Here is a 24,403-nt window from a genome sequence, read left to right on the forward strand (position 1 = left end):
CAACGATGCTACGGTTTAACGGCATACGATGATTTGGCGAATAAAGTTTCCTTTTCGCGTAGTACAACGATCTACAATGGTAAAGCCTAGCTCATTAAGCATATGGTCAATATCTGCGACCGACACAATGACGAGTTTATTAGCAATCCGTCTAGCGTGCTTCAGCAAGTAAAATTGATTTTCTTCTGTCGCATGTGAAAAATGATTGTAAGGCAAATCCAAAATAGCAACGTCATAATGCTCGGTAACTTCGGCAATATCCCCGCATACAACGTCCGTCTCCATATTAAAGTGCTTCAGATTCTCTCTCGTTCCTCTTACTACAAAATGATTAATATCTCTTCCAACAATATCAACATTCATAGACAATGCTTCTACTAAGACGGTACCAATGCCACAGCAAGGGTCAATCACGGTTAGTTCTTCGATATCGGGAACAGCAATATTCGTTATCGCTCTTGCAACTCTAGTACTTAATGCGATGGAATAGCTCTTTGGTTTATGCATATGTTGGAGCCATATTGCTTTACTTTTTATATAGATTCCAAAATACCAACGACCACCAAGTGTTATTATGCCATATTCAATATCAGGTACACGCATATCAGCTTCACCATCAATGGCCATGCCAAGCTGTCGTTCAATATTCCGTCTTTCGTCATAGTCAATTTTACTGGAGTCCTTTAGGTCATTCGTTTTTATATAGTTGATCTTAAACGTTTGGTTATTTAACTCCAGCTGCTCAACCTGAGCTATAATATCAGAAAGCTTATCTCCTTCATATAGAATCTCTAAGCGCTCACGCATGAAAGGGCTGCGATCTGGATCAATCTCAATTGTGCTGAACATATAGGGCTCATTGCTATTGAAATCATCTCCAAAAAACGATCGTGCTTCTAAATGAAACAATTCCGTTTCCTCTGGGCGACAACCGTATGTGTAAATAAATAATTGCTGCTGTTGGCTCAATATTTTCATCCTATTCTCTAGAGAAAGCATTCTTTTAACTTCTTATTATACGATAAAACGTTAGAATAAGACAGATAGCGGCTTAGAGCGCCTATGCTAGATAAAGAAGATGAGCCATAGTTCTTCTTGATAAATTCCACAGCATCCAATTTCTGCTATAATGTCTATAATAGATGAGCCAAATACAGGCATATTGGATAGGAGGACGTATGGAATTAGTAAAAAAAATGACGGTTTTACTGCTAGTCGTTATGATTGCTCTCGTTATTTACTATGGCCAAAGCATAAAAAAAGAGTTAAGAGCAATACAGGAAGAAAACGCTAGGCTCTATCAAAATTATTTAAATCAAACCATCAATCATGGCAATCACGTATTAAGCTCCATGGAAAATCTCATTCTTGAAAATAACAATTTCATCGTGGATTATAAGCATAAAATATTGAATGTCGATTTAGCTGGGAAAAGTGGAGAGATTGAATTTGAAGTAATTATGAAGGAAGTTGGCTCAAATCGTTCCATTGTTGGTCAATTTGAAGAATTAGGTGGTACCGGTAGCTATCCTGCTGAGTTTGAAAGGCTAGAAGGATTGACCTATCGTACGATTATTAATCTAGACTTAGACAAAAACTATAAGCTGCAGCTATACGAAGTAGCAGATGGTGGAGCAACTAGACAGCTAAATAATAATCAAATTTCACTGCATTTATATAATGAATTTTATGCTAACCGTATACAAAGTCTAGGCTCAAGCACTACCACATCAGCAGACAGAATAGTCTATCAACATTCATTCGGGTTTACAGGAGAAAAGATCGAAGGAGCAGATATCGATAAAGTTATACTGGAGGCAATGGATGAGCAGCAGAATGTCATTGCCGAGTTTGATATCACGAGTAGTGTTGTCATTAGAACGAATCACAATGCAGAGCTAGAGGATCAATATAGATTAGCATTAGCCTCAGGGCAGCTAGCATATGAGATGACCTTCCAGGAATATCTTGCGGAATTTGGTTATGCCCTTGAGGATGCTGAAGCGGGTATCGGAACGTCTTCTTTACAATACAGCGTAGAAAAAACATTGACTGAAGCTGATCTACCTGAGTATTGGGATCTGATCACGAATGGCAACTATTACTTTACGTTAAAGGTTATCTTCGAGGATGGTATTGAAATTAAAATGTAGTATAGCAAACCAAATAAGAAGCAGTTAAGGAACTGGGGCACATATGCCCCAGTTCCTATTTTATAGGGGATCTTTAACTTCAATCGCTGCGGCATAGGTGGCCCGATTATTTCCAGACCATTCCCCCGAGACAGTTAGTACGTAGTTTCCAGGCTCTGATGGGAGTATAAACGTATTCCCTTGTGGTCGTATCACTTGGTCTGAGTTCTCCCAAAGTGTTACTGAAACGCTATCGGGTTTGTTTCCTTCGAAATATAAAGTAAGAATTGTATTTGGCTTTATAATGTAAACGGTCGTATCTTTTACTAAGCTATCTGGGGTCGGGGAGTCGGCAATTGATTGATTCCACTGATAAGAACCTTTAATAAACTCAATCATTTGCCCGTCTGCTTTTCCCATAGCATTAGGCGGTGAATTAGATAATATCTTCGATGTTGAGCATCCCATACTAATCACAATGATCAAAAGCATGCAGATACCTAATATTCGATTGCTCGCCAGTATCAATTTACTTTTCACAAGCTAACCACCTTTCTTGGTTGATTATGTAGACGTAGGATTTCTAATGTATGTTGCGATTAAAGTCGTGAGTAACTTACCCATTAGTGTATTCTCCAAGCTTTCGATAATAAATCAATTTTATTTGATTTATTAGTTGCAAAAGCATAAACGATTTTTATATACTTTATACATCAAAAAAAGTTGATGAAAGGAAGTCTGTTTATGACTGTTATAAGTGGACAGTTTGAACAATACGAAAAGAAATTCAAAGCTTTAGCTGATCAGAAACGGCTTGAGATCATGTATGTGCTTTGTCAAAAAGGCCAAACATGTGTATGCGATTTAACAGAAGCTTTCGGGATGACACAATCAAAGCTTTCTTATCACCTTAAAATTCTATTGGAGGCCAACTTAATTACTAAGGAAACAAAAGGAACTTGGAGCTATTATGATCTAAATGATATTGAGGTTAATCATTTACTTTCCGAAGAGCTCTGTTGTGTGTTCCGGAAAACAGGAAAAGGAAGCTGTTGCTAATATTTCTCATTATGGCTCGATAAATATGAGGAATTGTATGCATGGTATTAGTGATGGAGGTTAAATGTAGTGACAACAGCAATATTAGCAACAATTATTTTTTTATCAACACTTATTCTCGTTATCTGGCAGCCAAAAGGATTAAATATTGGTTGGAGTGCTTGCGGCGGAGCTGTCCTAGCTTTGCTATTAGGAGTCGTTGGATTAGATGATGTCTTCGAGGTTATTGGAATTACGTGGAACGCCACATTATCGTTTGTTGCTATTATTCTTATTTCGCTGATTTTAGACGAGATTGGGTTATTTGAATGGGCAGCCCTACATATGGCACGAGCAGCTAAGGGCAATGGAGCGAAAATGTTTGTCTTTATTAGCATGCTAGGTGCGATTGTCGCAGCCCTATTTGCGAATGATGGTGCTGCGTTAATACTGACTCCAATTGTGTTAGCGATGGTTCGTCATTTGGAATTTAAGGAGAAAATGATCTTTCCATTTATTATGGCAAGTGGATTTATTGCAGATACAACCTCATTACCGTTCGTTGTTAGTAACTTAGTTAATATTGTTTCTGCCGATTTCTTTAATATCGGGTTTGTACAATATGCTTCTAGAATGATGATTCCTAACTTGTTCTCAATAGGAGCCACAATTAGTGTCTTATATATTTATTTTAGAAAGAGCATACCAAATACGTATGCCTTATCAAAATTAAATAAACCTAGAAAAGCGATCAAGGACTTAAAAATGTTTCGCCTTTCCTGGTATATTCTAGGTTTATTATTAATTGGATATTTTTCCAGCGAATTCACTCGAATACCGGTATCGATTGTAGCTGGCTTCATTGCCATCTTCTTTTTATTGATGGCCCGTAAGAGTAGTGCGGTAAATATAAAAACTGTTGTTCAAGGCGCACCTTGGGCCATTGTGTTCTTCTCGATAGGAATGTATGTTGTTGTATATGGCTTAGGTAATGCATGGCTAACTGAATCGCTAGCTGCTGTCATTCAAGCAACAGCGGATCAAGGCTTATTTATTGCAACGATAAGTATGGGCTTTATCGCTGCTTTCTTATCTTCAATAATGAATAATATGCCGACCGTTATGATTGATGCTTTAGCTATTGCTGAAACGAGTACTTCTGACACGATAAGGGAAGCTCTTATTTATGCCAATGTCATTGGCTCTGATCTAGGTCCGAAAATTACACCTATCGGATCGTTAGCAACCTTAGTATGGCTTCATGTTTTATCGTTAAAAGGAGTGAGAATCTCATGGGGAACCTATTTCAAAACAGGTATAATTTTAACGATTCCTATTCTGTTCATTACTTTAATTGGACTATACATTTCTATACTAATCAACTAAAAGGGGACAACCATTATGACTAAAAAAACGATATATTTTTTATGCACTGGAAATTCTTGCAGAAGCCAAATGGCTGAAGGCTGGGCAAAAAAGCATTTAGGAGAAGAGTGGGAGGTAAAAAGTGCGGGACTTGAAGCACACGGATTAAACCCAAATGCAGTTAAAGCTATGAAAGAAGCGGGAATTGATATCTCAAAACAAACATCGGATGTGATTGATCCCGAAATATTGAATACAGCTGATTTAATTGTCACTCTTTGCGGACATGCAGCAGACAATTGTCCAGTTACTCCTCCACATATAGAACGAGTACACTGGGGCTTTGATGATCCAGCAGGAAAAGAATGGTCAGAGTTTCAGCGTGTTCGTGACGAGATTGGTGATCGGATCAAGCATTTCGCTGAAACCGGGAAATAAGAAGCAGTAAACATGGCAAAAAACTATGATATTTCATACTAAGCGGCAGCCGACAAAAATATTAGGCTGCCATTTTCATTAAACTAAGATAATCAGTACGATTAAGCTGATAAACTTGATCTCTGATCTGTCATTCTATTGAGCTTTAATGTTCATTAGATAAATGAAGTATATTGTTGACTTTATACCTATACGCGTATATGTTATTGTAAATATCTTTCCTTATAGAGAGGAGAAAAAATGACATATCTAACACTTGGACAGTTTTCTATACCCATCAGCTGGTTAGCATTTTTGCTAGCCATAATTTACAGTGATTTTAGAAATAATAATAAAGATGACACAACAAATAAGATATTAAACCGACTTCTATGGTCGTATTTGATCGTATGGAAATTCAGTTACATCCTATTTGCTTGGCCAAGCTTTAGATTATCGCCCATATCCCTGTTGTATTTTGATGGTGGCTTAAAGGGGCATTTACTGGCCATTCTAACAATGACCATCCTACTAGTGAAGACTCACCGCGGTTTTATATGGGAAGTGGGGTGGAAATACTGGGCACGCTTTATGGCAGTCTTTCAGCTAATTAGCTATAGCTTCAGCGAGCATTGGTTATTAGCACTAACCTCGTTAATACTGTTCATCATGATTGAGTGGAAGTGGAAGCTATGGATATTATTTGCCCAGTGGACAATCCTTCTATGGAGTGCAGGTTGGGGCGATCCATTCGTCATCGCTCATGGCATGGTGCTCATATCGCTTCTAATTAAACAGAGGAATAATCATCATATTACTCTTGTTATCATATTAAGCTTACTCGCAACGGCGCTAACCGATATACGTACACTAACGTCTACAACGGAAAGATTGCCAATCGACTTAATGACCACAACAAATGAGCGATATATCTTGTCAGAGCAAGAGCAGCAGCTTACGATCGTTAATTTTTTTGCAACGTGGTGTCCGCCTTGCCAAGCGGAGATGCCACATCTACAAAAATTTGCTGAACATTTACCTCATGGGGTAGAGTTGATTGGTATTAATTTAGCTGACCGTGATCATGGACCAGAAGCTTTACAAGCCTTTATGAGCAAATATAACGTAACTTATCCCATCTTGTTAGATGAACGGGATGATTTCGGGCAAGCTTATCGAATTAAAGCAATACCGACTACGGTAATCTTAAATGAGGAAGGTCAAGAATTAGAGCGCATAATTGGTCCTGTAAGTGAGCAACGATTACATGAGTTAGCTAAGAAATATCAATGACTGTAAAACGATGATTAGATCATATTATAAAAATAACCATTGACATTATACCCCCATGGGTATATTATATGGCTATATTCGATCATTGAAAGAAGTGAGGTGAGGTAATGAAATACGATGCGAAAGTAACAGCGAGAATAAAAAAAATTGAGGGTCAATTCAGAGGAATATTGCGCATGATGGAAGAAGAGAAGGATTGTAAGGAAGTCATAACACAATTAAGTGCGGTTCGTTCTGCTGTAGATCGAGCGATCGGTGTTATTGTTACTGAAAATTTAGTGGAATGTTTATCGAAGGAAGACGTCGAAGCAATAGATAAAAATGAGATGGTAAAGCAAGCTGTAGAATTACTAGTAAAAAGTCGCTAAGACTTTTTATTTTTACAAAAATTAATACCCATAGGGGTAGGGGGATAATGATGGAGAAGAAGAAAACGACGATTGTTCTATTTAGTGGAGATTATGATAAGGCGATGGCAGCTTATATCATTGCTAATGGTGCAGCTGCTTATGATCATGAGGTAACGATATTTCATACCTTCTGGGGCATTAATGCACTTCGTAAGCAAGCACCAGTAAATGTGCAAAAAGGCTTTCTAGAGAAGATGTTCGCAAAAATGATGCCACGTGGCGCTGAAAAATTAGGGCTATCGAAAATGCAAATGCTAGGTATGGGGCCAAAAATGATTAAGCATGTAATGAAAAAGCATAATGCGCTGACACTTACTCAGCTTGTCGAAATGGCACAGGAACAAGGCATTAAACTCATTACGTGTACAATGACGATGGACTTGTTAGGTTTGAAAGAAGAGGAATTATTAGACGGTATTAAGTATGCAGGCGTTGCAGCTTATTTAGCTGATGCAGAACAAGGGAATGTGAATTTATTTATATAAGAGGTGGGTTATGGAAACGATCATATTAATTGCCCTCATTGTTTTGTTTTTCATTTGGCGTATGAGGCCAGTAAAAGGCGTCACTACCATTTCAACGGAACAGCTTAAAGCAATGAAGAATGACAGCAGTAAAGTATTTATCGATGTTCGGACACCAGCCGAGTTCAAAGCACGCCATGTGAAACCATTCGTAAATATGCCTCTCGGTTCAGATTTTTCTAAGCTGCCGAGGGATAAAGAAATTGTGGTCATCTGTCAAAGTGGAATGCGATCTAAGCAAGCATGTAATCAATTAAAGAAAATGGGCTATTCCAACATGATCAATGTTCGTGGTGGAATGAGCGCATATTAGGAGGAAAAGCGATGAAAACCATCTTGCCACAAGAGGTTCAAGCAAAGCTAGAAGCAGGGGAAGCATTAAATATTATCGATGTTCGTGAAGTGAACGAAGTTAAAGAAGGTCATATTGCTGGCATCATTCATATTCCACTCAAGCTACTCGAATTCAAAATGCATGAGCTAGATAAATCAAAAGCCTATATTATCGTTTGTCGTTCAGGTGGCCGAAGTGGTCAAGCTACAGCCTTTCTAGAATCCTATGGCTATCATGTCACCAATATGACGGGTGGCATGCAGGAGTGGACTGGTGAAGTTAAGCAATAAAAAGTGAATGGCTTTCACCTTCTAATAAGTAAGATCAAATGAATGGAGGAATTATAATGATTAAATCAGATGTGCAATTAGATGCAAAGGGTTTAGCTTGTCCAATGCCTATTGTTCGTACGAAAAAAGCAATGAATGATGTACTCGAGGGACAAGTTTTAGAGATTCAGGCGACAGATAAGGGATCAGTTGCTGATCTTGCTGCTTGGTCAAAAACTGTGGGGCACCAATACATCGGAACCCATGAGGAAAGTGGAGTTTTCTATCACTATATTCGGAAATGTGATCATGAGGCAAATGAGCAGCAAGATAAAACCTACGATAAAACGATCTCAATAGAAGATGCGATCAAGGGGGAAGGGTTCATTCTTGATGTACGAGAAGCGGCTGAATTCGCATTCGGTCATATTCCTGGTGCCCATTCAATCCCAATGGGAGAATTACAAAACCGCCTTAAAGAATTAGATCAAGATAAAACGATTTATGTCATTTGCCGTACAGGTATGCGCTCGGATTTAGCTGCACAGCAATTAGCCGAGGCAGGCTTCCGAGACATTTATAATGTGTTGCCGGGAATGTCGGGTTATACAGGGGATTTAGAGAAATCATTGGGGTAGATCATTAACCCTATTATTTTTTCAAAAATTTATACCCAGGGGGGTACAAGATGATGTTAAGAAAATGGACTGCTGCAGATGTAGCACGCAAGGTTATTGAGAACAAGGAGTTATTTATTTTAGATGTTAGAAACGCAGATGCATTCGAAGAGTGGAAAATAGAGGGCCATCATTTTCAATATCTAAATATTCCGTATTTTGAGCTTTTAGATGGAGTAGAAGAGATTTTGCCACAAATTCCAACGAATATGGATGTTCTAGTCGTATGTGCGAAGGAAGGCTCCTCCATCATGGTAGCTGAAATGCTTTCCGAAGCTGGTCGTGAGGTTGGCTATCTTGAGGGTGGAATGAAAGCATGGTCCATGCATATTGAACCGATCAAAGTTGGCGAGCTGGCTGGCGGAGGTGAATTATACCAATTTGTTCGCTTAGGGAAAGGCTGTTTATCCTATATGGCGATCTCTGAGGGTGAGGCAGCCATCATTGATGCCGTCCGCTTCACAGATGTATTTACGACGTTTGCAGAAGAAAAAGGGGTAGCGATTAAGCATGTACTTGATACACATTTGCATGCTGATCACATTTCAGGTGGACGCCACATTGCAAGCCAGACAGGTGCAAGCTATTATTTGCCGCCTAAAGATGCTGAGGAAGTCGTTTTTGATTATACACCACTTACCGATGGTCTTACAATTCAGTTGGGCGCTTCACGCATCGAGGTTGGAGCATTATACTCTCCAGGTCACACCATCGGATCCACATCATTTGTTATTGATGAGCAGTATTTGTTAACGGGAGATATTCTATTCATCGATTCCATTGGTCGTCCAGATTTAGCAGGTCTTGCTGAGGACTGGGTTGCGGATTTACGGGAGACATTATACTCTCGCTACCGCAAGCTAGCAGACGGTTTAATCGTATTACCTGCCCACTTCATGATCCTTGATGAATTGAATAACGATGGAACAGTGGCAAAGCGTTTAGGTGACTTATTCGAGGAAAACCACGGATTAAACGTAGAGGACGAGGATGTATTCCGCTCTATGGTCACGGATAACCTACCACCTCAGCCAAATGCTTACCAAGAGATTCGCCAGGTTAATATGGGGAAAATCACACCAAGTCATGAAGAACAAACCGAAATGGAAATCGGTCCAAACCGATGTGCAGTTCGATAACCTATACAAGAAGGAGAAATAGACAAATGAACATTACAAAAACTTTAGATGCTAAAGGTTTAGCATGCCCGATGCCGATTGTACGTACGAAAAAAACGATCGATACGCTACATTCAGGTGAGATATTAGAAGTCCAAGTAACCGATAAAGGGGCGTTACATGACTTTACGGCTTGGGCTTCCGCAGGTGGTCACACGATCGTTAATCAAAAGGAAGAAGCCGGCGTCATATTCTTTTATATTCAAAAGGCGTAATAAATATAGCGAGTAGAGATTAGTCTACTCGCTTTACTCATTAGAAAGAAGGGGCGAGATGGATTATTCAATTACATTTATTATCGTTATCTTTGCACTTGGATTTATAGGGTCATTCCTCTCAGGAATGTTAGGAGTCGGAGGTTCAATTATTAAATATCCGTTGCTTCTATATATTCCGCCGTTATTTGGTCTCGTGGCATTTACCGCGCATCAAGTATCGGGTATTAGTGCTATTCAGGTGCTTTTCGCCTCTATAGCTGGTGTGTGGGCCTATCGCAAAAGTGGATTACTGCATAAAGATCTAATTATATATATGGGAGGCTCAATATTAGTTGGTAGCTTTATCGGTAGTTACGGCTCAGGCTTTCTATCTGAAAATGCTGTAAATATCGTGTATGGCGTACTTGCACTGATTGCGGCTATTATGATGTTTATCCCAAGTAAAAAAGTAGAAAACGCTGAAATGCTCCCGTTTAACAAGCTTCTAGCGAGTAGTCTCGCATTGGCAGTTGGTATTGGCTCAGGGATTGTCGGTGCAGCAGGTGGTTTTATACTTGTTCCGATCATGCTCACCATATTAAAAATCCCAACCCGAGTAACTATAGCAACGAGCTTAGCGATTACGTTTATCTCATCGATCGGTGGAAGTGTAGGGAAGATCATCACCGGACAAATTGATTATTACACAGCCTTCATCATGATTGTAGCTAGTATTATTGCAGCTCCATTAGGTGCCAAAGTGGCACAGAAAATAAACGTAAAGCTATTAAAATGGCTGCTTGCGATAATGATTGGTGCAACAGCAATTAAAATTTGGATTGATCTCTTAGGGTAAAATCTGTTTGTATCTTAAAATTTCTATTGCATTTATACAAAGATATATGTAAATATATAGAAGTAACAACTTTTCAATTTTTTCCTGCGAAAGGAGATGTTTTTAATGACTGCATATATGGTATTGGTGGTTTTGACTTAACCGAATATCGGGCATAGTTCAATCCAATTCCAATCTGGATATTTGGAGTGAAAACTGCGGGAATTCACCCGTATTGTTTGCTATGCCGTAAACAGTAACCTTTCGTGAATACTGCTGTTAGCGGGAATGGGTGTTGCTTCGTGCAATTGCTCATCCTATAACCTGGATACGACGTGGTCGTATCCTTTTTTTGATTATTAGCCTACATTAGGCTTCTATCGCCGCGAACAAGCAGCTTCTTAAGAGGCTGCTTGTTCGCGGCATTTTTATGCCCAAAAACAAACTAACCTTAGTTAGGAGAGATCGAATAAAATGATTGATTTGAAACAATATGGCTATATTGAAGCTGAATCAGCACCGATTGGTTTAATTCCGGGAAGAATTACGGAGCTTCAGCGAGATCAGTATACTGTTATTACTGAGCATGGAGAAGTGACCGCTGTATTAAAGGGCTCATTCTATCACAATGCGGAGCATCGGGACGAATTTCCGTGCGTTGGCGATTATGTATTTCTGCAATATAACGACAGCGGCGTTTCGCGCATAGTTAGATTACTTCCTCGACGGTCCAAATTTTCACGCGCTGATTACTCAGGACACGCCGCAGCGTACGCCAAAACGATACTAGAGCAAGTGGTAGCAACGAATTTTGATTATGTATTTATCGTGTCCTCCCTAAACTGGGACTTCAATGTAAGCCGTATTATGCGCTACCTGACACAGACACGGCAGAGCGGCGGCCAGCCGGTTATCATTTTAACTAAAGCTGACCTGACACCAGATTACAGCGCACAATTAGCTGAGGTACAACATATTGCTCCTGATGTACCTGTACTTGCCGTTTCTAGTCACAGCGGAAGTGGCCTAGACAGCTTAAGCGAATATTTACAGCCAGGCAAAACGATTGTATTTCTCGGTATGTCCGGTGTAGGTAAATCCTCACTGCTAAACGCTTTGGCGAATCAGGAAGTGATGACCGTCAAAGGAATCCGTGAAGCCGATAGTCGTGGTCGGCATACGACAACACATCGCCAGCTGTTCATGCTTCCTTCTGGTGCGATGGTCATTGATACACCGGGTATGCGCGAGCTAGGTCTGTTTGGCGCAGAGGAAGGAATTCGTGCAGGCTTTAGCGATGTAGAAGAGCTGTTCACTCAGTGTCGCTTCACGGATTGCCAGCATAACGCTGAGCCCGGCTGTGCAGTTGTTGAAGCCCTCGCCGATGGATCTTTGGAACAGGAGCGCTGGGATCGCTACCTCGTTCAGAAACGCGAAAATAAATTTGTAGATGATAAATCAGGCTATCTCAGAGAGAAAAGGACATTGCAAAAATCAATCGCAATGTATCAAAAGAGCAAAAAAGGAGGGCGCAAGAAATGAATAGTGATGATAATATCGTAAAGCAAGAATTACTGATCAAGGCATTAAGCAATATGCTTAATCAAACGATTATCCGTGCAGATTACAACTTAAAAGCGTTACAAGGCGGCACCATTGGCAGGGTGCATCTAGTAACAGGATTGGCTGAAACCGCAGATGGTGAGAAGCAGCCCTATAAAATGGTGTGGAAAACACAGAAGAAATTTGAGCGCTATGGTGATCCAGATTCATGGCGCAGGGAATATGACCTCTATGTATCGGATTTCAAGCAGGTTTTCTCCGATTCATTTCGCTCACCGGAATGTTATCATGCTGAAATAATTGGTGATGAAATTCAGCTGTGGATGGAACATATAAATGGCGTATCGGGCCTGAATCTGACTCCGGCAATGGTTGAGCACATCGCTGAGCAATTAGGTCGATTCCAAGGGAGGCTGTATGCTGAACGACCGCGCACACTTCATAACCAGCCTAATCTAAGCAAGGTAGAGTATATGAAAAACTATTATCTTCGATATCGGTCATGGCCTGTGCTGTACGATTACATTCGTTCAGACGAATGCGAAATTCCAAAGCATCTGTGTGATATGCTCATAAACTTTGATACCGATGCGGACGAAATATTCAATCGTATCGAGCAGCTGCCGATCGTGCTCTGCCACAGAGATTTTTGGGTAGAAAACATATTCTATTCGGATGGTAAGCTCGTGCTAATTGATTGGGATACCGCAGGATGGGGATATATGGGCGAGGATATCGCGAGCTTAATAGCAGATGAAGCGGACATTAGTCATATGGTTGATTATTATCAGAAATGCATCCCGGCATATTACCGAGGTTTCTCACAATATGCGGATATCTCCAATAACTCCAAGCATTGCATTCACGAACTGATTCTTGCTATGTTCGGCTATAGACTTGTAGAATGGTTTAAATTTGAAGAGTCACCAAAGGATCGATCCACGCACCTTCATACCCTGCAGAAGATATACGAGATGAAAGATATTTAGAGTTAACTTAGCAAGTCAGCGTACTCATCAATTCTTAGCAACTACTAACTAACCAGCTAGTATGATTAGCCGCCGATTTTTAATCGGCGGCTATTTTTGTTTAAATTATTTTGGCTAATTTTGCAAATGTTATTGACTATTCAGTTGAACTGTATTATTTTATTATTAAGTTGAACTGTACAGTCGAACTGAATAGAGGTGAGAGTATGAAACATAAGCTACTTCCATTGTCAGAGACGATGCATTATATTTTGTTAGCATTACGTGAACCACTTCATGGCTACGCCGTAATGCAGAAGATAGAAGAGATGAGTAAAGGTACTGTTATTTTAGCAGCTGGTACATTATACGGTGCCATTGAAAACTTACAAAAACACGGATGGATTGAACCCGTTGGAGAGTCAGGTCGAAGAAAGGTTTATTCGATAACTAGTGAAGGACGCCACATCTTATCAATAGAGCAAGACCGATTACAGCATATTTTATCACTATATGAAGGAAGTGAATCGAATGAAAAAAATTAAGATGTTTTTTGATATAGAAAAAGAGGAGCAATGGCTGAACGAGCAATTACAGCAAGGCTTTCGTTGTACGAATATTAGTGGATTAGGGGTATATACATTTGAGAAGACAGACAAACGTTATGTGATGCGGCTGGATTATCAAGGATATTTATCACATAAAAAATTCAATGACTACAAGGGCATATACGAAGACTATGGCTGGGATTATATTAATAGCCCCTCGCTTGTCGGAATTCGGTATTGGCAAAAGGAAGATGATGGACATACCGATATCTTCTCTGATCGCGAATCTAAAAGTAATTATTATAAACGATTAATGGGGTATTCATCTGGTCTAGTGATCGTATTTTTAGCTTTTTGTTTTATGATATTCAAGGATTCAGGCTTGTATTTAGCTGAAGGACTTTGGAGCATGCAAGGTTCATTATTCTGGAAGGCATTTATATTTGAAACTCCGTTTGCATTACTAAGGCTGCTTCCTGCGATAATGGTTGTTTTATTCGGTAGCAGTTACTACAATGCGTATCGCAAGTACTCCTTATTAAAGGATAAATAGGACGCGTGGTGGCTGATTAATCTGAGGGCCATTGAATTTGAATAAGCTGGAGGAAGATAATTTGAATGTATAAAGACCTCTTTCATATATTTGGTTATACCGTTCAGAGCCATGCGGTAATGTCGGTTATTGCTATCTTTTTAGGCTTTGGTGTCGCTCTAACATTAATGAGAAAAACAACGTATTACGAGCATATCTATAAATCTATCTTTTGGGCTATAATTGGCGCTATTATCGGTGCAAGGTTATGGCATGTATTCGTATTTCATTGGCCTTATTACATGCAGCATCCAGGTCAAATTGTTGCGATCTGGCAAGGTGGAATTTCAGTATTAGGAGCAATTGTTGGTGGATCTGTTGCTCTTATTATATATTGCTTAAAGCATCGCCTGGATTTTTTAGATCTTGGGGACTACCTGTCGCCAGCAATGATGCTAGGGATGGGAGTTGGACGCATTGCGTGCTTTTTGACAGGTGATGCTTTTGGCAGACCAACGGGTCGTGAGTTCGGTATAACCTATCCCAAGGGTACTATTGCTTACAATACATACGGAGATCAACCATTATGGCCGGTGATTTCATGGGAGATACAAGCTGACTTTGTTGTATTTGCAATCCTATTATATTTATTTGGTAAAAGACTACCTAAGGGATTTCTTTTCTTTGTATATCTATTACTGTACGGCACTGTCCGTTTCTTTCTCGAATTCTTTAGAGGAGATTCAGAACGGTTTGCTCTCAACCTCACAGGGGGGCAATGGACTTCACTTGGTTTTATTATTGTTGGTTTAGTGTTAGGTATATGGGTTAGTATTCGAGGACTAAAAAAACCAGTGCATAAAGCACTGATAGGTGATTTTCAGCGATAAAATGCACTATTATGCAGTGAACTACAATGGACTGAGTAAGATCTAGATAGATGCGAACAGTATCAAATAGGAAGTTTGAAAATTCAGACAATATGGGAGATGTGGCATGTTCTTTAAAAAAGTTTCTAACTTGTTTGTAGCTATTTTTCTATTAGTTTTATTATCTGGATGCGGGACTGGCGGGGAGGTTGATGCAGCAGATCAATACATATCTACCATTGAACAAATCGATATTCCAGATGATATAAAGGTTATCGGATTAGGTGAGGCAACACATGGCAATATTGAATTTCAAGAGTTGAAAAAAGATGTTTTTGAAGTATTGGTAAGGAATGAAAATGTCCATGTATTTGTTCTAGAGGGTGATTTTGGAGCCGGACAGCAAATTAATCAATTTATTATAAGTGGAACAGGTACTGCAGAAGAGGCAGTTAACAGCCTCGATTACAGTATTTATAAAACGGAGCAAATGATTGATCTTGTCCAATGGATGCATGATTATAACTTATCGGTAAGCGAGGACAGCAAAGTTTATTTCTATGGAAATGATATGCAACGATATGACTATAGTAAAAAAGGTGTGCTTAATTATTTTAATGTTGTAAGCCCTGATGCATTCAGAAAATATACATCACAGCTGGAACATGTTTCGAATGATACAATGCGTGAGCTAACGAAGAATCAATTAATTGAAATCAATAAAACAATAGAAGACATCATATTAGACCTACAGACAAATGAAGAGCTTTACGTAGAACAATCGTCTACCGAAGCCTATCTCTTTGCTTTACAATATGCACAAATCTTGAAGCAGCGTACAAATCTGTTTTTACATGAAGGTAATTACTCGCAGCTTCGTGATCAGTACTTAGCTGATAATTTGCAATGGATTGTTGACTTTGAATCGGAGCGAGGTCACGATAAAATATTCATTACCGCTCATAATGGGCATATTGAGAAAACGTCTGCGTCGTTAGCTGGCTACAAATCGATGGGGAATTATGTAGATGAAATCTATGGGGAAAACTACTTTGCAATCGGTACTGATTTTATTAGCAGTGAATTTCAGGCGAAAAGCGGAAGCTCTGGTAAACGAAAAAAATATTCAGTGAAGAATAACAATGATTTAGTTAATGCTTTCAGTGAGATAGAGTCAAATGTTTTCTATGTTGATTTTGAAAAAGCAAGTAAGTCAGATGAGTTATTCAATATTATTTCAAAACAACAAAAAATGGCGAATATCGGAGATGACTTCCGCTGGTGGTATAAGGCGACAAAGACATTTTATACGATTGAAATGATACCTAATGAAGCATATGACAGTGTTATTATTGTAAAAAAAGCTACACCAACTAGCGTCATAGAATAGCTATATAGGCATCCTGCAATAGATCTGTATTTGCAAAAGTAGCAATATTCAGTCTAGAAGCATATAATTTGATTCTTTTAAGAGAACCCAACAGGGTTCTTTTTTTATGCTAAAAGAGTAAATGTGAAAAATTCTATAAGATAAACATTGTCGAGGAAATCTCCTGTTACATAAGATCATATTATCTGTTTTTTACAATTTATTAAGTAAACACAAAGATAAATGAATAATTTATCTTTGTGTTATATACATTTTCCAATCTGTATTATATAGTTGAATGAGAGAAACTAGTAATATAAGGAAATCAACAATAATGCGGTGGCAGAAAGGAAGATACAAAGTGACCTCACTTAAACTGGATAATGTTTTTATTGAAAAAACGATTGATTCTCTTGCTGAACTGCTACTTGAATTTTACATTTTCCCAAAGACTGCACAAGAGATGAAGGCTTCGCTGCTTGAAAAGCTATATGAAGGAAAATATTACAAGATTGAAAATGGATTTGACTTAGCAGAGAAAATAACGGAGGATCTACAAAAGATAAGTAATGACAAGCATTTGATTTTTACCTTTCATGAATCGATTCTGCCACTTAAGCAGCACGATCCGATCAATGATGAAAGTTTATTATTGCGGCTTAAATTAAATAATTATGGCTTTGAACGAGTAGAGAGGCTACCAGGCAATATAGGATACATGGTCATAAATGAGTTTGCATATCCAGAACATGCAGGCAAAACTGCAGCACACGCAATGAGCTTTATTGCAGATACCGATGGATTAATCATTGATCTCAGAAAAAACTATGGTGGTTCCTCGTTAATGAGTGCATTTATTGCAAGTTATTTGTTAGATGGTTCACCACCAGTACTATTAAATGACATCTATTGGCGACAATACGATATGACTCAATCCATATGGAGTTTACCTTATGTTCCTGGAGAGAAATTTGGCGCAAAAAAGCCTATTTATATCCTAACGAGCTCCAATACTGGATCCTGCGCTGAAGAGTTCGCCTACAGTCTACAAGCCATTCATAGAGTGAAGGTTATCGGCGAAAAGACAGCGGGAAAAGCAAATGCTGGCAGTGTTCATCGTGTAAATGACCATTTCGAGGCTTTTATACCAAATGCTTATCCGATCAATCCGATAACTAAAGGGAGTTGGGATGGAATAGGAGTTATACCTGACATCGAATATCCCCAAAGTGAATCTTTTGAAAAGGCCTATCATTTACTACTCGAACAGCTATTGCAGCAGTTTAGCAGCGAGCCTGTAGAACCTGCACGAGAGTTTTTGATTGCCGAAATTGAAAAAATCCTCACTAATGATTATGGTAGAAGTTAGAGAACGCAAAGTAGAAAAATAACGAATTTTATAACCAGATAATAGTACTTGCCAATGATAAATAATCAGACTATAATATAGTAAATTTTTGGTATGTGCGACTGGCGTAAACGTGGAGTACCACGAGGAAGCACATATGTATACAGCCGTACGCCTGGGCAGAGGTAAGGGATATCATCCCTTACCTCTTTATGTTTAGAAAGGGCTGATGAACATGAACAGAGAAACATTGATCTTAGACGGAAAACAAGTTGCTGACAGCATAAAAGCGAGCTTGGCTGAACGAATTACGAAGCTTTCCAAGAAGGGGATCGTACCTTGCCTAGCAACGATATTAGTAGGTGATAACCCGTCATCGCATACGTATGTGCGAATGAAGGGAAATGCCTGCAAAAGGCTAGGCATGCAATCGATCCGAATAGATCTCCCGGCAAGTATTACGACAGAAGAATTAATATCACAAATTCATAAGCTAAATGATGATCCCGACGTACATGGAATATTGTTGCAGCATCCGGTCCCACATCATATCGACGAGCGAGCAGCATTTGATGCGATAAGCATCGAGAAGGATGTAGATGGAGTAACTACTCTCGGCTATGCACTAAATGCTTTTGGGATCGCCAATTTTCCATCTTGTACACCAGCTGCTATTATGGCTATTCTTGACTATTACAACTTACAGGTTGAAGGGAAGCATGCAGTAGTGATTGGCCGAAGCCCTATTCTTGGAAAGCCAGTATCGGCAATGCTGTTAAATCAAAATGCTACCGTTACGACATGCCACTCCAAAACAGTTAATCTAGAAGATATCGTTCGACTCGGGGATATCGTAGTTGCGGCTGTAGGAAAACCTAATTTCATACAAGGGGATTGGATAAAGCCGGGTGCGATTGTACTTGATGCTGGTTACAACGAAGGTAATATCGGAGACGTAGATTATAATGCATGTCTGAAGAATGCTTATGCCATTACTCCAGTTCCTGCTGGGGTTGGTCCAGTAACCATTGCCACCCTGCTAAAGCACACGGTGGACGCTGCCGAAAATACATTACGTTAATGGGAACGATGGAACAATAAAGCAACGATAGCTTAAGTTTATTTTTCTTCACAGACTTCTTAAACGCACTATTACTAGTGCGTTTTTTCTATTTTAGAGGTTGGTAATGGAGAGGACTAGATTCTAAGTTGCTTCATCCAAATATTAGAAACAATCTTGCGCTTGATTTCGTCATATAAACTGAGTCAATCGTAATAAGAATGTGGAGGGATGTAGATGTTATATATGCTAATCAGTTTCATTTTTATTGTAATCTCTATATTTACGATGAGAAAAGCTGGAATTTCTAGCCCATATTCTAAAGCCTTCGCCCTCGCCATTGCATTATCTATAGTAGCTGTTGTATGTCTTGCTCAAAACTACACTCAGAACTTAATTCCAGAGGTAAACGATGGAATTGCTATTGCTAATCAAGTGGCTTACTCGATTATTGGTGAAAAAGGCTGGTCTCAGCAAAGGTTTCGAGATATTTTTGAAAATTCCACATATCTCACGCTCCTATTAATTGTCGTATTCCCTGTCGTTCATATTGTCGAGTCAACAATGCAGAAGAAAACAACTTCAAGTGCCTAGTCACTTCCAATATTTGAGGTGAGTTATGAACAGTAAAACAGTCCAATTTCACAATAGATATGCTTTTTATTTCATCATATGCTTGTACATAATAACGGCATATTCTCTATATTCGAATATTCATAACACCTGGCTAATCACTCCGCCACACGCTGTAATATTATTGCTGACTATTGTAGCATTAATTATGGGGATCATCGGCATTATGGATGGATCCAGCTGGAGAGCGAAGCTAAGAAGCCTGCTATCGACCATTTTTTCTATATTGTTAATCTTATGTCTATGTATAATGATGTTCTTCACAGGTATGTTTACTGGTGAGAAAGAATGGATAAAGACAGTACGTTCTCCTGACGGTCAATATACGGTGGATTTTTACTATGCGGATGCAGGTGCAAGGGGTAGCTTTGGAATATTAGGAGAGTTAAACGGACCACTTTGGTTTAAGAAGAGAATTTATTACGAGAAGAGAGCGGAAGTTGTTAATATTCAATGGGAGAATGATCATACGATTCTAATCAACAATAACACTTTGAATCTGAAGGATGTTGAACACTAAAGCTCTCAGCAAGTCAAATTGGATATATGAACATTTTCGTCGTTGGTTGATTTTATCTTTTTTGGTAACAATACAACTATCTTTCCATACGACGTCTATAAGAAGGTGTGTTACCGGTACATGAAGCGAGCTTACTTTATCTATTTACTCATATTCAGTTTTTTCACCTCCAATATCTATGTGCATGCAACAGATAACACACAAACTGATATTCCTCCTTTTGAAAAGCCTTATCTCGAAATCGGATTTAAATCAGTTGAAGAAGCATTAAAGGAATGTGAAATACATAATCAACGAGAACTTCACTTGCCAATTAAATTACCACCGGTACAATTTACTCATCACTTAGGAAGATGTATAAAGGATAAGAATAACCATAATGACGAACTTAATATCGAATATCTCCACGAAGCACACGGGGAGTACCATTATATGATCGATATAAGACCAATTGAACAGAGAATGGATTTTGAGAATTCAAAAAAATATAAGAAAATATACAAACTCAGTGACGATAGCCATGCAATTTACTTTACTACTAAAAGAATATTGTATGGAGGAGGATCTATGTTTAATGGAGGATTTAACATTCTAGTCTTTGAGAAAAGTGGTTGGCAATATCGTCTTTCGATTGACAGTCGTTTAGAGAATCAAGTTACAGCGGATATACTAGTTCAAATTGCCGAATCAGTAATTTCAGATTAATAATTAACAGATAAACAAACTATGAATTAATTAAGCGATGAAATAATATAGAAAGAGCTTGAAATGAGCAACAAAAAAATATTGTAAAAATCAACCAGACGTGATAAGTTGAAAGTATAAAACTGAACATTGGTTTAACTGGAGGAGCCTGCACACAGCGGGCTCTTTTTGTCTTTAAAACGAAGGGGGATTTAAATGATTGATGTACAGAACCTTAACTTTACTTATCCGGGAAGACTAGAGCCGACGATTCATGGTATGAGTTTTAATATTCAAAAGGGGGAAGTTTTCGGTTTTTTGGGCCCATCAGGAGCAGGGAAAAGTACAACGCAAAAAATATTGATCGGTATACTGAAGGGATATCAAGGCAGTGTCAAAGTGATGGATAAAGAGATTAAAGATATCGGCCCTAACTACGAACGAATAGGAGTAGCGTTTGAGTTTCCAAACTTTTATTCCAAGTTTTCTGTGTTAGAGAACTTAAAATTCTTTGGTTCACTCTATGCTGGTCGTACTGAAAACCCAAAAACGTTACTTGAGCAGGTCGGCTTAGATCAGGCAACAAATATGAAGGTTTCTCAATTGTCCAAAGGAATGAAAATGCGATTGAATTTTTGCCGTGCACTCTTAAATAACCCAGATATCCTCTTCCTTGATGAACCAACCTCAGGTTTGGATCCCGTCAATGCCCAGCGGATGAAGGAGTTAATTCTAGAAAAAAGGAAAGAAGGTAAAACGGTATTAATCACAACACATAACATGCAAGCAGCTGAGGAATTATGTGATCGTGTCGCTTTTATCGTAGATGGACAAATTAAGCTAATTGACTCCCCTCGGGAGCTTAAACTTCATAAGGGTAAACAAAGAATTGTTGTCGAATATCGGAATAAGGGGGAATTAATGAGTGCAGCATTTCCCCAGCAAGGAATAGGTGAAAATCATACATTTCTAAATCTGATAAAAGAGTACTCCATAGAGACGATTCATTCTCAAGAGGCTACACTTGAGCAGATTTTTATTGAAGTGACAGGGAGAAGGCTAATATGAGATTCATTACTGCTTTTGCTTTTGATATCAAATTCCAGTGGCGTCATGGCTTTTATTTTGCATATGCCTTTGTATGTGCTTGTTATTGGATCTTACTGAACTATATTCCGGAAGCGTATCTGCACAAGAGTGTTATATTATTAACCTTTAGTGATCCAAGTGCACTGGGGTTGATTTTAGCTGGAGGAATTTTACTCCTTGAGCGAGATCAAGGAATACATGACCCTCTTTTTGTTACACCTATGCGAACCCGAGATTATTTGTTTGCAAAAGTAGCTTCTTTATCATGTTTATCTTTAATAGCAGCTTGGGTGATTCATCTAACTTCAATCGGAATTCCGAAGTCACCTGTATTGTTTTCAGTTGGCGTTGTGTTAACTTCGAGTTTAATGACATTATTATCAATCAGTGTTGTCGTTCGTTACCATACGATTAACGGCTTTATCATGATGTCTCAAGTCTATGCATTACCTTTAGCACTTCCATTGCTCGGTTTTTTTGACATCTGGAATACTAAGCTTTATCTTCTTCCAACGGAAGGGACGTTACTTCTATTGGAATCCGCCATCTCTGATTTGACAACTGTACAAATTGGATATTCTCTTTTTATTCTGCTCATATGGAATTATGGGATCTATGTCTGGGCTAGCTACTCTTATAAGAAATATGTGCTGGGGAAAATAGGAGAGGGGAGAGATGGATTATGAAAAAGTATCTAGTGCTATTAATGAACGATTTCCGACACGCAGGAACTGACCCGGTATTAATCGTTGGATTTTTAGGTCCTTTGATCTTAATCATACTCACTCGCTTTGGATTTCCAATGACAGCTCATTGGCTAGAGACAAGTTACTCCTTTGATCTAAATCCATATAGAGACTTTACTTCAGCTCTGTTTATTGTCACCATACCAATGCTGTTAGGTATGATGACTGGATTATTAATGTTGGATGAACGAGATGAGAATATAATCTCCTATTTTGCAGTAACCCCACTTATGAGAAAAGGTTACTTAGTATACAGATTGATATTACCTATCGTGATAAGCGCTATATGGTCAGTAATGTTTTTACTATATTCTGGACTCATTGAGTTTCACATCGAATATTTACTGATGCTCGTCTTATTGGTCATCGAAGCACCATGCTTTGCAATGCTAGTGGCAGCTTTCTCTGCAAATAAAGTTGAGGGATTAGCCTTATACAAAATAGGTGCAATTGTATTTATTGCTGGACCCATCGTGATTTTTTTTGTACCAGATGTGTGGCAATGGGTAGCGGTATGGATTCCGACTTTTTGGCCCACAAAAATATTTTTAGAGGGGTCTAAAGGTGAAACGTTCGCTGCAATCTACAATTTTATCATTGGATTTATGGTTCATATTGCCTTACTCCTAATGATCATTCGATTGTTTATTAGAAGAGCAGATTAGAAGCCATACGTATATAACAGCAGTTCGTACCGGACAAAATGCAATTGCCTTAGCCCGATAGAAGCTCGAACTAAGGCAATTGCACTAATGTATATTCCAATTTTGTGAAATACGAAAATCTGCTAACTAAAGCTCTTGAGCAATTACGGTGAGTCCGAAGTGGCAATTCCTATAAAGCCTGACGATTCCCTTTCTGTTCCAATTGATAGGAACGATGAAGTGAAACGATATGTATGTCGACCTCGTTAAGTCGATATAGCAATTCATTCACGATAGAACCGTTCATAATTTCCTGCCAACGAGTTTGCGGGGATTGACCGATAATCAATTGTGTAATGTTATATCGCTTGGCAGTTTCAGCTATGATTTCACATGTTTTTTTGTTTTCGTTGGATTGGACCAGTAGCGTTGCTCCCCATTCATCACTTTTGCTTTTCCAAATTAAATCATTATTTGACTTTGCTTGATTATTTTCTCCATAACTAACACTTAGTACATATAAGGGACATTGAAGTAATTTCGACAATTCACCTCCACGGTGGATTAGTTGCTCACCATTTGCAACGTGACTAACGCATACCATAATTTTTTCACCGCTCGTCATTGCTATACTCCTTTGTTGGATATTCATTGTATTGTTTGTGTACTGGGCAATCAAAAAAGCTTGGGAGCAGAGAAGTCCGCTACCAAGCTTTTGGATGTGTCATAACAAACCCAAAAATGCATGAAGGCTCTCTCATTACGCTGACGAGGTTAGCTGTCGGATTCGGGTCTGAGAGTACCCGTTCTTTCTAGATTCAGAAAGAATTCACCCCTGAAGCAGTTCATGCTTCTTTGGTTCCCCCGCTCCTCCCTAAAGGAGGATTAAGCAGTGATATATTGATTTATCGTAACTCATACTAAAATATTTTTAGCCAAAAGTAAAGAGATCTTCCGAAATATTGTTGAGCATAACCTACTTTAGGGGGAATTTGCGTAATAAGTTGCTATGGTAGAGTAGGGCTGAATTCCGTGAAATCGTCGTTTTTGGGCAAAATACGAACATATTCTCTAGGATAAAAAGATGCGAATGAGTTTATACTTTGACCTTCTGATACATTAACGTCATTTATCCATTTTACAAAAAGTAAATGCGAATTT

Annotated in this window: 30 protein-coding genes and 2 riboswitches; of the genes, 27 read left to right on the forward strand and 3 right to left on the reverse strand. The window is 38.8% G+C overall.

What is annotated here, in order from left to right:
* Positions 1–15 precede the first annotated feature (15 nt).
* Positions 16–969 carry a TRM11 family SAM-dependent methyltransferase gene (locus M3180_RS00650; RefSeq protein WP_251665296.1) on the reverse strand — a complete coding sequence of 318 codons (954 nt, stop codon included), beginning with the start codon at positions 967–969 and terminating at the stop codon, positions 16–18.
* A gap of 209 nt (positions 970–1,178) precedes the next feature.
* On the opposite strand from M3180_RS00650, the gene M3180_RS00655 reads away from it, so the two are divergent.
* Complete coding sequence (locus M3180_RS00655; RefSeq protein WP_251665297.1) at positions 1,179–2,153, forward strand: hypothetical protein; 975 nt, start codon at positions 1,179–1,181, stop codon at positions 2,151–2,153.
* 60 nt (positions 2,154–2,213) lie between these two features.
* Here the strand turns inward: M3180_RS00655 and M3180_RS00660 are convergent, their stop codons facing one another.
* Positions 2,214–2,672, reverse strand: coding sequence for a hypothetical protein (locus tag M3180_RS00660; RefSeq protein ID WP_251665298.1), 459 nt, complete (start codon positions 2,670–2,672; stop codon positions 2,214–2,216).
* Between the two features lie 204 nt (positions 2,673–2,876).
* Here M3180_RS00660 and arsR point away from each other — a divergent pair, with 204 nt between their 5' ends.
* From arsR to M3180_RS00790, 26 genes are all read left to right on the forward strand, one after another.
* Entirely contained in the window at positions 2,877–3,191 is a 315-nt protein-coding gene (gene arsR / locus M3180_RS00665) for an arsenical resistance operon transcriptional regulator ArsR (protein ID WP_285855542.1), read from the forward strand.
* 69 nt (positions 3,192–3,260) lie between these two features.
* Positions 3,261–4,556 carry an arsenic transporter gene (locus M3180_RS00670; protein WP_251665299.1) on the forward strand — a complete coding sequence of 432 codons (1,296 nt, stop codon included), beginning with the start codon at positions 3,261–3,263 and terminating at the stop codon, positions 4,554–4,556.
* Between the two features lie 15 nt (positions 4,557–4,571).
* A complete protein-coding gene (gene arsC / locus M3180_RS00675) occupies positions 4,572–4,973 on the forward strand; it encodes an arsenate reductase (thioredoxin) (RefSeq protein ID WP_251665300.1) in 402 nt (133 codons plus the stop codon).
* 240 nt (positions 4,974–5,213) lie between these two features.
* Complete coding sequence (locus M3180_RS00680) at positions 5,214–6,245, forward strand: TlpA family protein disulfide reductase (protein WP_251665301.1); 1,032 nt, start codon at positions 5,214–5,216, stop codon at positions 6,243–6,245.
* 107 nt (positions 6,246–6,352) lie between these two features.
* The gene (locus M3180_RS00685) at positions 6,353–6,613 is read left to right on the forward strand and encodes a metal-sensitive transcriptional regulator (protein WP_251665302.1); all 261 of its coding nucleotides are present in this window, start codon (positions 6,353–6,355) and stop codon (positions 6,611–6,613) included.
* Positions 6,614–6,660: 47 nt separating this feature from the next.
* Entirely contained in the window at positions 6,661–7,140 is a 480-nt protein-coding gene (locus M3180_RS00690) for a DsrE/DsrF/DrsH-like family protein (protein WP_285855543.1), read from the forward strand.
* A 10-nt stretch (positions 7,141–7,150) separates the two neighbouring features.
* Positions 7,151–7,492, forward strand: a complete 342-nt coding sequence (locus M3180_RS00695; protein WP_251665303.1) for a rhodanese-like domain-containing protein — start codon at positions 7,151–7,153, stop codon at positions 7,490–7,492.
* A gap of 11 nt (positions 7,493–7,503) precedes the next feature.
* Positions 7,504–7,803, forward strand: a complete 300-nt coding sequence (locus M3180_RS00700; protein ID WP_251665304.1) for a rhodanese-like domain-containing protein — start codon at positions 7,504–7,506, stop codon at positions 7,801–7,803.
* Between the two features lie 56 nt (positions 7,804–7,859).
* Positions 7,860–8,420 carry a sulfurtransferase TusA family protein gene (locus tag M3180_RS00705; RefSeq protein ID WP_251665305.1) on the forward strand — a complete coding sequence of 187 codons (561 nt, stop codon included), beginning with the start codon at positions 7,860–7,862 and terminating at the stop codon, positions 8,418–8,420.
* Between the two features lie 50 nt (positions 8,421–8,470).
* On the forward strand, positions 8,471–9,598 hold the full coding sequence (locus M3180_RS00710) for an MBL fold metallo-hydrolase (RefSeq protein ID WP_251665306.1): 1,128 nt from the start codon (positions 8,471–8,473) through the stop codon (positions 9,596–9,598).
* A gap of 26 nt (positions 9,599–9,624) precedes the next feature.
* Positions 9,625–9,852 carry a sulfurtransferase TusA family protein gene (locus M3180_RS00715; protein WP_251665307.1) on the forward strand — a complete coding sequence of 76 codons (228 nt, stop codon included), beginning with the start codon at positions 9,625–9,627 and terminating at the stop codon, positions 9,850–9,852.
* A gap of 58 nt (positions 9,853–9,910) precedes the next feature.
* Positions 9,911–10,690, forward strand: a complete 780-nt coding sequence (locus M3180_RS00720) for a sulfite exporter TauE/SafE family protein (protein WP_251665308.1) — start codon at positions 9,911–9,913, stop codon at positions 10,688–10,690.
* 453 nt (positions 10,691–11,143) lie between these two features.
* Positions 11,144–12,211, forward strand: a complete 1,068-nt coding sequence (rsgA, locus tag M3180_RS00725; protein ID WP_251665309.1) for a ribosome small subunit-dependent GTPase A — start codon at positions 11,144–11,146, stop codon at positions 12,209–12,211.
* Positions 12,208–13,221, forward strand: a complete 1,014-nt coding sequence (locus tag M3180_RS00730) for an aminoglycoside phosphotransferase family protein (protein ID WP_251665310.1) — start codon at positions 12,208–12,210, stop codon at positions 13,219–13,221. Before rsgA ends, M3180_RS00730 begins: the two co-directional genes overlap by 4 nt.
* Positions 13,222–13,427: 206 nt before the next feature.
* Entirely contained in the window at positions 13,428–13,745 is a 318-nt protein-coding gene (locus tag M3180_RS00735; RefSeq protein WP_251665311.1) for a PadR family transcriptional regulator, read from the forward strand.
* Positions 13,732–14,301 carry a DUF2812 domain-containing protein gene (locus tag M3180_RS00740; protein WP_251665312.1) on the forward strand — a complete coding sequence of 190 codons (570 nt, stop codon included), beginning with the start codon at positions 13,732–13,734 and terminating at the stop codon, positions 14,299–14,301. The genes M3180_RS00735 and M3180_RS00740 overlap by 14 nt, the downstream gene beginning before the upstream one ends.
* A gap of 65 nt (positions 14,302–14,366) precedes the next feature.
* Positions 14,367–15,170: a prolipoprotein diacylglyceryl transferase gene (gene lgt / locus M3180_RS00745; protein ID WP_251665313.1), complete on the forward strand. Its 804-nt coding sequence runs from the start codon at positions 14,367–14,369 to the stop codon at positions 15,168–15,170.
* A 106-nt stretch (positions 15,171–15,276) separates the two neighbouring features.
* Positions 15,277–16,539: an erythromycin esterase family protein gene (locus tag M3180_RS00750; protein ID WP_251665314.1), complete on the forward strand. Its 1,263-nt coding sequence runs from the start codon at positions 15,277–15,279 to the stop codon at positions 16,537–16,539.
* A 277-nt stretch (positions 16,540–16,816) separates the two neighbouring features.
* Positions 16,817–17,887, forward strand: coding sequence for a S41 family peptidase (locus tag M3180_RS00755; protein WP_251665315.1), 1,071 nt, complete (start codon positions 16,817–16,819; stop codon positions 17,885–17,887).
* Between the two features lie 87 nt (positions 17,888–17,974).
* A riboswitch (ZMP/ZTP riboswitch) is annotated at positions 17,975–18,054 on the forward strand.
* Between the two features lie 47 nt (positions 18,055–18,101).
* Positions 18,102–18,947 (forward strand): bifunctional 5,10-methylenetetrahydrofolate dehydrogenase/5,10-methenyltetrahydrofolate cyclohydrolase, encoded by an 846-nt coding sequence (locus tag M3180_RS00760; RefSeq protein ID WP_251665316.1) that lies wholly within the window; start codon positions 18,102–18,104, stop codon positions 18,945–18,947.
* A 216-nt stretch (positions 18,948–19,163) separates the two neighbouring features.
* On the forward strand, positions 19,164–19,520 hold the full coding sequence (locus tag M3180_RS00765) for a hypothetical protein (protein WP_251665317.1): 357 nt from the start codon (positions 19,164–19,166) through the stop codon (positions 19,518–19,520).
* A gap of 25 nt (positions 19,521–19,545) precedes the next feature.
* On the forward strand, positions 19,546–20,079 hold the full coding sequence (locus M3180_RS00770) for a DUF5412 family protein (RefSeq protein WP_251665318.1): 534 nt from the start codon (positions 19,546–19,548) through the stop codon (positions 20,077–20,079).
* Between the two features lie 120 nt (positions 20,080–20,199).
* Positions 20,200–20,784 carry a hypothetical protein gene (locus tag M3180_RS00775; RefSeq protein ID WP_251665319.1) on the forward strand — a complete coding sequence of 195 codons (585 nt, stop codon included), beginning with the start codon at positions 20,200–20,202 and terminating at the stop codon, positions 20,782–20,784.
* Positions 20,785–20,979: 195 nt separating this feature from the next.
* On the forward strand, positions 20,980–21,831 hold the full coding sequence (locus M3180_RS00780) for an ABC transporter ATP-binding protein (RefSeq protein WP_251665320.1): 852 nt from the start codon (positions 20,980–20,982) through the stop codon (positions 21,829–21,831).
* Positions 21,828–22,538, forward strand: a complete 711-nt coding sequence (locus M3180_RS00785) for a fluoroquinolone export ABC transporter permease subunit (protein WP_251665321.1) — start codon at positions 21,828–21,830, stop codon at positions 22,536–22,538. Before M3180_RS00780 ends, M3180_RS00785 begins: the two co-directional genes overlap by 4 nt.
* Positions 22,535–23,263: an ABC transporter permease gene (locus M3180_RS00790; RefSeq protein WP_251665322.1), complete on the forward strand. Its 729-nt coding sequence runs from the start codon at positions 22,535–22,537 to the stop codon at positions 23,261–23,263. Before M3180_RS00785 ends, M3180_RS00790 begins: the two co-directional genes overlap by 4 nt.
* A 169-nt stretch (positions 23,264–23,432) precedes the next feature.
* On the opposite strand, the gene M3180_RS00795 is transcribed toward M3180_RS00790, so the two are convergent.
* A complete protein-coding gene (locus M3180_RS00795) occupies positions 23,433–23,867 on the reverse strand; it encodes an adenine nucleotide alpha hydrolase family protein (protein ID WP_251665323.1) in 435 nt (144 codons plus the stop codon).
* Between the two features lie 124 nt (positions 23,868–23,991).
* Positions 23,992–24,144, reverse strand: a riboswitch (cyclic di-AMP (ydaO/yuaA leader).
* Positions 24,145–24,403: the final 259 nt, after the last annotated feature.

This window comes from Paenibacillus camelliae, from assembly GCF_023715345.1.
Taxonomy (GTDB): domain Bacteria; phylum Bacillota; class Bacilli; order Paenibacillales; family Paenibacillaceae; genus Pristimantibacillus; species Pristimantibacillus camelliae.